Source organism: Thiobacillus sp. SCN 63-57 (assembly GCF_001725555.1).
Taxonomy (GTDB): Bacteria; Pseudomonadota; Gammaproteobacteria; order Burkholderiales; family Thiobacillaceae; genus Thiobacillus.
This window is the reverse complement of record NZ_MEGP01000047.1, coordinates 1-9,739: the sequence shown is the minus strand read 5'-3', so window position 1 is coordinate 9,739 and position 9,739 is coordinate 1. Positions and strand designations below refer to the sequence as shown.

Genomic DNA, 9,739 nt, shown 5'->3' with positions numbered 1-9,739 from the left:
AGAAACTCAAGGCCGAAGTGAAGTCCAATCTGGAGCGTGAAGCGAAGCGCCGCGTACAGACCAAACTGAAAGAGCAGGCGATGGAGTTGCTGTTGCAGAAAAGTACGCTGGATCTGCCGCAGAGTCTGGTGGCGATGGAAACCGGGCGACTGATGAAAATGACCGAGGCAGATATGCAGTCGCGCGGGGTTCAGACCATGAAGCTCTCTGCCGATATGTTTACTGGACAGGCAGAACGTCGCGTGCGTCTGGGCCTGATCCTGGCCGAGATCGTGCAGGCGCACAAGCTGGTGGCCCAGCCCGAGCAGATTCGCAATCTGATCCAGGAACAGGCGCAGAGCTACGAGGAGCCGGAGCAGGTTGTGCAGTGGTATTACCAGAGCCCGGAACGGATGCAGGAGATCGAGTCCCTAGCGCTGGAAGAGAATGTGGTAGCATGGGTCGCAGGTCAGGCCCAAGTGGAAGACGTGACAACCTCTTTTGAAGAATTGATGGGACGTGCCTGATGCGTATTGATTTTGAACACGGTATTTCCAATTCGCAGCCTTTCGAGCCGCAGGGTTTAGGGCTGGTGCCCATGGTCGTCGAGCAAAGCGGCCGTGGCGAGCGCGCTTACGACATCTACTCGCGCCTGCTCAAGGAACGGGTGATTTTCCTGGTAGGCCCGGTGAATGACGCGACGGCCAACCTGGTGGTTGCGCAGATGCTGTTCCTGGAGTCGGAAAACCCCGACAAAGACATCTATTTCTACATCAACTCGCCAGGCGGTTCGGTTTCGGCGGGACTGGCGATCTACGACACGATGCAGTTCATCAAGCCGGACGTGTCCACCTTGTGCATCGGTCAGGCGGCCAGCATGGGCGCCTTCCTATTGACTGCGGGCGCCAAGGGCAAACGCTACTGTCTGCCGAACTCGCGCGTGATGATTCACCAGCCGTTGGGCGGCTTCCAGGGACAGGCGTCGGACATCGAAATCCACGCCAAGGAAATCCTCTATCTGAAGGCGCGCCTCAACGACATGTTGGCCAAGCACACCGGGCAGAGCATGGACGTGATCGAACGTGACACAGATCGTGACAATTTCATGAGTGCGGAACAGTCAGTGAAGTACGGGCTGGTCGACAAGGTGCTGACCAGCCGCATTGAGGCATCAGGCAATTAAGCAAGGAACTGGCATGGCGGACAAAGGCTCGGGCGACAAACTTTTATACTGCTCCTTCTGCGGCAAAAGCCAGCATGAGGTACGCAAGCTGATTGCTGGGCCGTCAGTATTCATCTGCGATGAATGCGTCGAGCTGTGCAACGACATCATCCGCGAGGAAATCCAGCAGGCGGACAACCAAAAGGGCGGTGCAGGTTCCGATCTGCCTACGCCGCACGAGATCAGCGGCATTCTGGATCAGTATGTGATTGGCCAGAGCCAGGCGAAAAAAGCGCTGGCGGTGGCGGTTTATAATCACTACAAGCGCCTGCGCAGCAATTCGAGCACGGGCGAGGTGGAACTGGCCAAGAGCAACATCCTGCTGATCGGACCGACCGGCTCAGGCAAAACCCTGCTCGCGCAAACACTGGCGCGTCTGCTGAATGTGCCCTTCGTGATCGCCGACGCGACTACGCTGACCGAAGCCGGTTACGTCGGCGAAGATGTCGAGAACATCATTCAGAAATTGCTGCAGAAATGCGATTACGATGTCGACAAGGCCAAGCAAGGCATTGTTTACATTGACGAAATCGACAAGATTTCGCGCAAGGCCGACAACCCCTCGATCACCCGCGACGTCTCGGGCGAAGGGGTGCAGCAGGCACTGCTGAAGCTGATCGAAGGCACCACCGCTTCGGTGCCGCCGCAGGGCGGGCGCAAGCACCCGAATCAGGAATTTGTGCAGGTCGACACCAGCAATATCCTGTTCATCTGCGGCGGCGCATTCAGCGGACTGGAAAAGGTCATCCGTGGCCGTACCGAGAAAGGTGGCATCGGCTTCGGTGCGCAGGTCAAGAATGTCGACGAGACCAAGCGCGATGTCGAATTGCTGCATCAGGTCGAACCTGAAGATCTCATCAAATACGGCCTGATCCCCGAATTTGTCGGACGTTTGCCGGTTGTTGCGACTTTGGATGAACTGGATGAGGCTGCCTTGGTTCAGATTCTGACCGAGCCAAAGAATGCGTTGACCAAGCAATTCATCAAACTCTTCAAGATGGAAGGCGTCGAGTTGGAATTCCGGGAGGATGCGTTGAACGCCATTGCCAAGCGTGCACTGGCGCGCCGTACCGGCGCGCGCGGTTTGCGTTCGATCATCGAGCATTCCCTGCTCGACACGATGTATGACCTGCCTTCCCTCAAAGGGGTCAGCAAAGTGGTGGTGGACAACGGCCTGATCAGCGGCGACGGCAAGCCCTTGCTGATCTACTCCGATCAGGACGAGCAGCCGCTGGCTGCCGGAGCCTGAACCCGGATGGCTGATAGGGAACCTGTCAGCCATCTTGAATTCCAAACTATGCCCCCCAATTATGGATGAGCGTGGTTGAGTGCCGCGCATCCTTTCCTTAACCCTTACCAGGAAATCATGATGAGCGACAACATATCCAAGGAACAGATCGACCTGCCGCTGTTGCCGCTTAGGGATGTGGTGGTATTCCCCCATATGGTCATCCCGTTGTTTGTCGGCCGCCCGAAATCGATCAAGGCGCTGGAAACCTCGATGGAGTCCGGCAAGAGCATCCTACTGGTCGCGCAAAAGACAGCCGCGCAGGATGATCCCACACCCGAGGACCTCTACGACACCGGCAGTGTGGCCACCGTGTTGCAGATGTTGAAACTGCCCGATGGCACGGTCAAGGTGCTGGTCGAAGGCAATCAGCGCGCCCGCGTGCTGGAAGTGACCGATGCAGGGACGCATCTGGCTGCGCGCGCCGAGATTCTGCCTGCCGAAGGCGAAGAGCTGGTTGAGGTGGAAGCCATGCGCCGCGCCTTGCTGACGCAGTTCGACCAGTACGTCAAACTGAACAAGAAAATCCCGCCGGAGATTCTGACTTCGCTGTCGGGCATCGACGAGGGTGGCCGCCTGGCCGATACCATCGTTGCGCACCTGCCGTTGAAACTGGAACAGAAGCAGGAAGTGCTGGAGATGATCGGCGTCAACAAGCGCCTTGAACATCTGCTCGGCCTGCTGGAAGGCGAACTCGACATCCTCCAGGTGGAGAAGCGCATCCGTGGCCGCGTCAAACGGCAAATGGAGAAGAGCCAGCGCGAGTATTACCTGAACGAACAGGTGAAGGCGATCCAGAAGGAACTCGGCGACATCGAGGAAGGGGCCGAACTGGAGGAACTGGAAAAGCGCATCAAGACGGCCAGCATGTCCAAGGAGGCCGAAGCCAAAGCCATGGGTGAGCTGAAGAAGCTGAAGATGATGTCGCCGATGTCGGCTGAAGCCACCGTTATCCGCAGCTATATCGAAGCGATGGTCGGCCTGCCATGGAAGAAGAAGACCAAGATCAGCAAGGATCTGGTGAAGGCCGAGAAAATCCTCGACCAGGACCACTACGGCCTCGACAAGGTCAAGGAACGCATCCTGGAATACCTTGCGGTGCAGCAACGCGTCGACAAGGTGAAAGCGCCTATTCTGTGCCTGGTGGGGCCGCCTGGCGTCGGCAAGACCTCGCTGGGCCAATCGATCGCACGCGCGACCAATCGCAAGTTCGTGCGCATGGCGCTGGGCGGCGTGCGCGACGAATCCGAGATTCGCGGCCATCGTCGTACCTACATTGGCTCGATGCCGGGCAAGATCCTGCAAAGCCTGACCAAGATCGGCGTGAAGAACCCGCTGTTCCTGCTCGACGAAGTCGACAAGATGGGCCAGGACTTCCGTGGCGATCCATCCTCGGCCCTGCTGGAAGTGCTCGATCCCGAGCAGAACCACACCTTCCAGGATCATTACATCGAGGTCGAGTACGACCTGTCCGACGTGATGTTCGTCGCCACCGCGAACTCGCTCAATCTGCCTGCGCCGCTGCTCGATCGCATGGAAGTGATCCGCCTGTCGGGCTACACCGAGGACGAGAAGATCAACATCGCCGAGCGCTATCTGGTGCCCAAGCAGTTGAAGGTCAACGGCATCAAGGAAGGCGAACTCGCCATTGCCGAGTCGGCCATACGCGACATCGTGCGTTACTACACGCGCGAAGCCGGCGTGCGCAGCCTGGAGCGTGAAATCTCCAAGGTCTGTCGCAAGGCCGTCAAGGCCCTGTTGTTGAAGAAACAGAGCAGCAAGATCTCGGTCACTTCGCGCAATCTGGAGAAATACCTCGGCGTCCGGCGCTTCAGTTTCGGTATCGCGGAGATGAACAACCAGGTGGGACAGGTGACGGGACTGGCCTGGACCGAGGTGGGCGGCGAATTGCTTACAATCGAGGCGGTTTCGCTGCCTGGGCGCGGCAAGATGACCACGACCGGCAAGCTTGGCGAAGTGATGCAGGAATCGATTCAGGCTGCGCTGTCCGTGGTGCGTTCGCGTGCCCGCAAACTGGGGATTCAGGAAGACTTCTACCAGAAGCGCGACATCCACATCCACCTGCCGGAAGGTGCGACGCCGAAAGACGGTCCGTCCGCCGGTATCGCAATCTGCACCTCGATGGTGTCGATCCTGACCGGAATTCCGGTGCGAGCCGACGTGGCCATGACCGGTGAGATCACGTTGCGGGGCGAGGTACTGCCGATCGGTGGCCTGAAGGAAAAGCTGCTCGCGGCACATCGCGGCGGCATCAAGACGGTGCTGATTCCGCAGGAAAATGTGAAGGATCTGACCGAGATTCCGGACAACATCAAGAACAAGCTCGACATCCATCCGGTCAAGTGGATCGACCAGGTTCTTGAATTGGCACTGGAACATGCGCCCGAGCCCTTGCAGGACGAACCTGAAGCCGACGCGCCGGCAATAGCTGTGCCGGAAGAAGACGGGACCGCCGCCGCGGCGCTTAAACACTAGGTATTTTTCAACCACTCGTCCGAATCCCGCGCCAGTCGCGGGATTTTTTTGTCAACTGCCCGGGAAACCGCTTGACACAAGGTTTTGCGGGTTGCTATAAAAGCGGCCACAGGGTCTTCCTGTGCCACTTGAGTGAAGGGGACAACACGTGAACAAATCCGAATTGATTGACGCCATCGCTGACTCGGCTGACATTTCCAAAGCTGCTGCGGGTCGTGCGCTGGACGCAACGGTCGAGGCAGTCAAGAAAGCGCTGAAGAAGGGCGACATGGTGACGCTGGTGGGTTTTGGCAGCTTCTATGTGGGTAAGCGTGCCGCACGTACTGGCCGTAATCCGCGTACCGGCGCAAGCATCAAGATCAAAGCCGCGAAAGTGCCGAAGTTCCGCGCCGGTAAGGGCCTGAAAGACGCCATCAATTAATAATAAAGTCCGCGAGTGCTTGGCAGGGTCGAAAAAAATGTTGTAGAATTTTGGTCTTTGTCGGGTGCTTAGCTCAGCTGGTAGAGCGTCGCCCTTACAAGGCGAATGTCGGGGGTTCGAACCCCTCAGCACCCACCAGCCGGGTAAGAAAAAAATAAGCGGTCGAGTACTAGGCAGTACAGTTTTTGCAGCACAAGGGAGTGGTAGTTCAGTTGGTTAGAATACCGGCCTGTCACGCCGGGGGTCGCGGGTTCGAGTCCCGTCCACTCCGCCAACACCAAAAAGGCGAACGCGAGTTCGCCTTTTTTCATTTGCATTCCATGTCTTGGGTTTTCTCGTGCCCCATTTCATGGCGACCATATTTAATCGCACCAGGGCGAGACGCGAAGCGCAAAGTGCGCGAAAATCCGCGCTGACGTTTTTTTCGGAGTAAAAGACCGTGCTCGAAGCAATCCGCAAGCATGCACAGGGTTGGCTGGCCAAAGCCATACTGGCCTTGATTGCAATCACCTTCGCCCTGTTTGGCGTGGACTCCTACATGAGGGGCGACAAAAGCGGCGGCATGGTCGCCGAGGTTGGCGATGTGGGGATTTCGCGCGAAGAACTGGCACGGGAAATCCAGGCGCAGACCGATCGCATGCGCGAGGCGCTGGGGGCTGCGTTCGATCCCGCTGTCCCGGAGCGCGCCGATTTCCGCAAACAGGTGCTCGACAGCCTGATCGAGCGCAAGGCCTTGTTGCTGGATGCGCAAAAAAACAAATTCCTGGCGCCCGATGCATATCTTGCCTCCGTGCTCGCTCAGATTCCGGCATTCCAGCAGGACGGCAAATTTTCCCAGCAGCGTTATGAAGCGGTCTTGCGCCAGAATGGCCGTACGCCGGCAGCCTTTGAAAACGAGTTGCGTCAGGGATTCATGTTGGAGGTCGTAGCCAGTCCGGTGACGCTCGCGGCCTTTCCGTCGAATACCTCGCTGACGCAGATTGCGCGCCTGGTCTCACAACAGCGTGAAATCGCCTGGGCCGACCTGCCGGCCTCCACCGTGGCTTCGGACGTCAAGGTCACGCAAGCCGACGTGGAACGTGATTACGCGGCCCATAAAGCAGAATTCACCGAGCCTGAACAGATCCGCGCCGAATATCTGGTGCTGGACAAGGCCAGCGTGGCGGCCGGTATCGCGGTGAGCGACAAGGAAGTAGCCGACTACTATGCGGCCAATGCGACGAAGTTTGGGCGGCCTGAACAACGCAGTGCAAGCCACATCCTGATTGCGGTGGATAAGAATGCCGACGCCGCAACGCGGGCCAAGGCCAAGGCCAAGGCGACCGAGCTGGTTCAGATCCTGCAGAAAGCGCCGGAACGCTTTGCCGAACTGGCACGTACCGAGTCGCAGGATCCGGGCTCGGCCGCACAGGATGGCAGCCTGGGGAGCTTTGCTCGCGGCATGATGGTCAAGCCCTTCGAGGATGCCGTATTCAGCATGAAGCCTCACGAAATCCGGGGACCGGTCGAAAGCGATTTCGGTTATCACATCATCCGGCTGGATGGCATCCAGCCTGCCAAGCTGGCGCCGCTGAACGAGGTACGCGCCGAGGTCGTCGATGAACTGCGCAAACAGCAGGCGCAAAAAGTCTTTGCGGGCCTGGCCGACAACTTTGGCAACCTGGTCTATGAAAACGCGCAGTCCCTGCAGCCTGCCGCTACCGCAGCCAAGCTCAGCATCAGGCAGAGCGACTGGATGAGCGCCAAGACGGCACCGCCGCCATTCAACAATGCCGCATTGTCGGCCGCGCTGTTCAGTCCGGACTCGATCAAGTCGAAGCAGAACACCGAAGCCATCGAGGTGCAACCCGGTATGCTGGTGGCGGCGCGGGTAATCGATCATCGGCCGGCCCGGCTGCGTCCGTTGACAGAAGTATCCGCGGCGATCGAGACCAGGCTGCGTGCCGAGCAGAGCGCCAAGCTGTTGGCCCAGAAGGGCGAGGCGACCATCAAAACGCTTGAAAAGGGCAATGAAGCGGGTTTGAACTGGTCGGCGTTCAAGGTGGTGGGGCGTCAGCCGTTTGCCGAGCTGGATGCAGCCGGCATCCAAGCGGTATTCCGGGCGAATACCGACAAGCTGCCGGCCTACACGGGGTTCGCGCGGCCTGATGGCTCATATCGGATCGTGCGGATCAGTCGCGTGGTGGAGGCGGGCACACCGGATCCTGCGTTGCTGGCGTCGGTCTCCTCCGGCGTGACGCAGGCGCAGCAGCGCGCGGACATGAAGGCGATGCTGGCATTGATCACCGCAGGCCAGAAAGTCAAAATCCAGCCGAATGCGATCGAAGGTAGATGACGCGCGGTTGCATGGCAATAAAAAACGCGCCTTGTGCGCGTTTTTTATTGGTCCACGGAGTGGGATTATTCTGCGCCTGCGGTCGAGTTGAACCCGGCGTCGACATAGGTGATTTCGCCTGTAATCCCCGATGCCAGATCGGATAGCAGGAAGGCTGCAGCATTGCCGACCTCTTCTATCGTCACGTTGCGGCGGAGGGGCGCATTCTGGGCGACGAGGTCGAGCTTCTCGCCGAAGTTGGCGATACCGCTGGCGGCCAGCGTCTTGATTGGACCGGCCGACACCGCGTTGACGCGGATACCCTTGGGCCCAAGGCTTTGCGCCATGTAGTACACGTTGGATTCCAGGCTGGCCTTGGCCAGGCCCATGACGTTGTAGTTGGGGACCGATCGGATCGCACCCAGATAGGACAGGGTCAACAGCGCTGCCTTGCGGCCTTCCATCATGGGCAAGGCTGCCTTGGCCAATGCGGCAAAGCTGTAGGAACTGATGTCGTGGGCAATGCGGAAGTTTTCCCGGGTGACAGCGGAAAGAAAGTCGCCGGCCAGGGCCTCCTTTGGCGCAAACGCGATCGAATGAACCAGGCCGTCGAAGCCGTCCCAGTGTTTGCCGAGTTCTGCGAACAGTGCGTCGATCTGCTCGTCGCTGCCGACGTCGCACGGAAACACCAGGCTGGAGCCGAATTCCTTGGCAAAATCGGTCACGCGATCCTTGATGCGATCACCTTGATAAGTGAAGGCCAGTTCGGCGCCTTCGCGTTTGCATGCCGAGGCGATACCGTAGGCGATGGAACGATTGGATATCACGCCGGTGATCAGCAAACGTTTTCCTGCAAGAAATCCCATGATGGTCTCGAAGAGTTGAGTTGCTCCGGATTATAACGGCTGACGTTGACGGCGCGCTTGGGTACACTGGCGCCATGGTGCGTATCGGGGCAATTTTATTGAGGATCAGCTTGCTGGGGATAGGCCTGCTGGCAGGCTGCTCCGACAGCTGGAACAATCCCTACCCCGACACCGATGCGCACGCCAATGTGTTGTACAGCGCGTTTTCCGAACGTCCCAAACATCTCGATCCGGCCCGTTCTTACAGTTCGAACGAAGCCGAATTTACCGGGCAGATTTACGAACCGCCCCTGCAGTACCATTTCCTCAAGCGCCCGTATACGCTGATCCCGCTGACGGCCGAGGCCGTGCCCAAGCCGCGCTATTTCGACGCGGCTGGCCAGCCGCTTGCCGATGATGCACCCGCCACAGCCATCGCCGAAAGCGTGTACGAGATCCGGATCCGTCCTGGCATCCGCTATCAGCCGCACCCGGCATTTGCACGGGATGCCACGGGCCGCTTTCTCTATCATGCACTGGACGTGGCCGCGCTGAAGGACAAGACGCAGATCAGCGACTTTCCACAGACAGGCACCCGCGAACTCGTTGCGGCCGACTATGTCTACCAGATCAAGCGGCTGGCGAATCCCCGCTTGAGTTCACCGATTTTTGGGCTGATGTCGGAACACATCGTTGGCCTGAAAGCGCTCGGCGACACGTTGGAGAAGGTATCCAGGGCGCATCCCGGCATGGAGCTGAACTTGAATGATTTTCCGCTGGCGGGTGCGGAAGTGGTGGATCGCTATACGTATCGAATTCACATCAAGGGGAAATACCCGCAGTTCATCTATTGGCTGGCGATGCCATTTTTTGCGCCTGTTCCGTGGGAGGCCGACGCTTTCTACGCGCAGCCGGGTATGGCGGACAACAACCTGACTCTGGACTGGCAGCCGGTCGGGACTGGCCCTTACTACCTGTCAGAGAATGATCCCAACCGCCGCATGGTGTTGACGAAGAATCCCTACTATCACGGCGAAACCTATCCCGAGGACGGTGATGCGGTGGATCGCCAAGCGGGTCTGCTGGCGGACGCGGGCAAGCCGCTGCCGTTCGTGGACAAGGCTGTGTTCAGTCTGGAAAAGGAAACCATCCCTTACTGGAGCAAGTTTCTGCA

7 protein-coding genes, 2 tRNA genes and 1 pseudogene are annotated in these 9,739 nt (G+C 58.7%); 9 read left to right on the top strand and 1 reads right to left on the bottom strand.

Translation table 11 applies throughout. The annotated features are described in order from the left end of the window. The 8 genes and pseudogenes from ABT23_RS14220 to ABT23_RS14185 form a co-directional block, all read left to right on the top strand. Window positions 1–506: pseudogene (locus ABT23_RS14220) on the top strand (trigger factor); the annotation flags it as partial. Continuing rightward, window positions 506–1,162 carry an ATP-dependent Clp endopeptidase proteolytic subunit ClpP gene (gene clpP / locus ABT23_RS14215; RefSeq protein ID WP_296636709.1) on the top strand — a complete coding sequence of 219 codons (657 nt, stop codon included), beginning with the start codon at window positions 506–508 and terminating at the stop codon, window positions 1,160–1,162. The pseudogene ABT23_RS14220 and the gene clpP, both read left to right, overlap by 1 nt. Window positions 1,163–1,175: 13 nt before the next feature. Next, window positions 1,176–2,450: an ATP-dependent Clp protease ATP-binding subunit ClpX gene (clpX, locus tag ABT23_RS14210; RefSeq protein ID WP_296636706.1), complete on the top strand. Its 1,275-nt coding sequence runs from the start codon at window positions 1,176–1,178 to the stop codon at window positions 2,448–2,450. 117 nt (window positions 2,451–2,567) lie between these two features. Continuing rightward, window positions 2,568–4,985, top strand: coding sequence for an endopeptidase La (gene lon, locus ABT23_RS14205; RefSeq protein ID WP_296636703.1), 2,418 nt, complete (start codon window positions 2,568–2,570; stop codon window positions 4,983–4,985). Between the two features lie 148 nt (window positions 4,986–5,133). Next, complete coding sequence (locus ABT23_RS14200) at window positions 5,134–5,406, top strand: HU family DNA-binding protein (RefSeq protein WP_296636700.1); 273 nt, start codon at window positions 5,134–5,136, stop codon at window positions 5,404–5,406. A gap of 62 nt (window positions 5,407–5,468) precedes the next feature. Continuing rightward, window positions 5,469–5,544, top strand: a tRNA-Val gene (locus ABT23_RS14195). 59 nt (window positions 5,545–5,603) lie between these two features. Next, window positions 5,604–5,680, top strand: a tRNA-Asp gene (locus ABT23_RS14190). Between the two features lie 165 nt (window positions 5,681–5,845). After that, complete coding sequence (locus tag ABT23_RS14185) at window positions 5,846–7,741, top strand: SurA N-terminal domain-containing protein (protein WP_296636694.1); 1,896 nt, start codon at window positions 5,846–5,848, stop codon at window positions 7,739–7,741. Window positions 7,742–7,806: 65 nt separating this feature from the next. On the opposite strand, the gene fabI is transcribed toward ABT23_RS14185, so the two are convergent. Further along, window positions 7,807–8,586 (bottom strand): enoyl-ACP reductase FabI, encoded by a 780-nt coding sequence (fabI, locus tag ABT23_RS14180; protein ID WP_296636692.1) that lies wholly within the window; start codon window positions 8,584–8,586, stop codon window positions 7,807–7,809. 74 nt (window positions 8,587–8,660) lie between these two features. On the opposite strand from fabI, the gene ABT23_RS14175 reads away from it, so the two are divergent. Then, window positions 8,661–9,739, top strand: a 1,079-nt coding sequence (locus tag ABT23_RS14175) for an ABC transporter substrate-binding protein (RefSeq protein WP_296636689.1), incomplete at its 3' end; no start/stop codon positions are given.

What these genes read in the sequence shown, in the direction of transcription:
- fabI (WP_296636692.1), bottom strand. Translation starts at nt 8,586, where the DNA reads ATGGGATTTCTTGCAGGAAAACGTTTGCTGATCACCGGCGTGATATCC.
- clpX (WP_296636706.1), top strand. Translation starts at nt 1,176, where the DNA reads ATGGCGGACAAAGGCTCGGGCGACAAACTTTTATACTGCTCCTTCTGC.
- clpP (WP_296636709.1), top strand. Translation starts at nt 506, where the DNA reads ATGCGTATTGATTTTGAACACGGTATTTCCAATTCGCAGCCTTTCGAG.
- lon (WP_296636703.1), top strand. Translation starts at nt 2,568, where the DNA reads ATGATGAGCGACAACATATCCAAGGAACAGATCGACCTGCCGCTGTTG.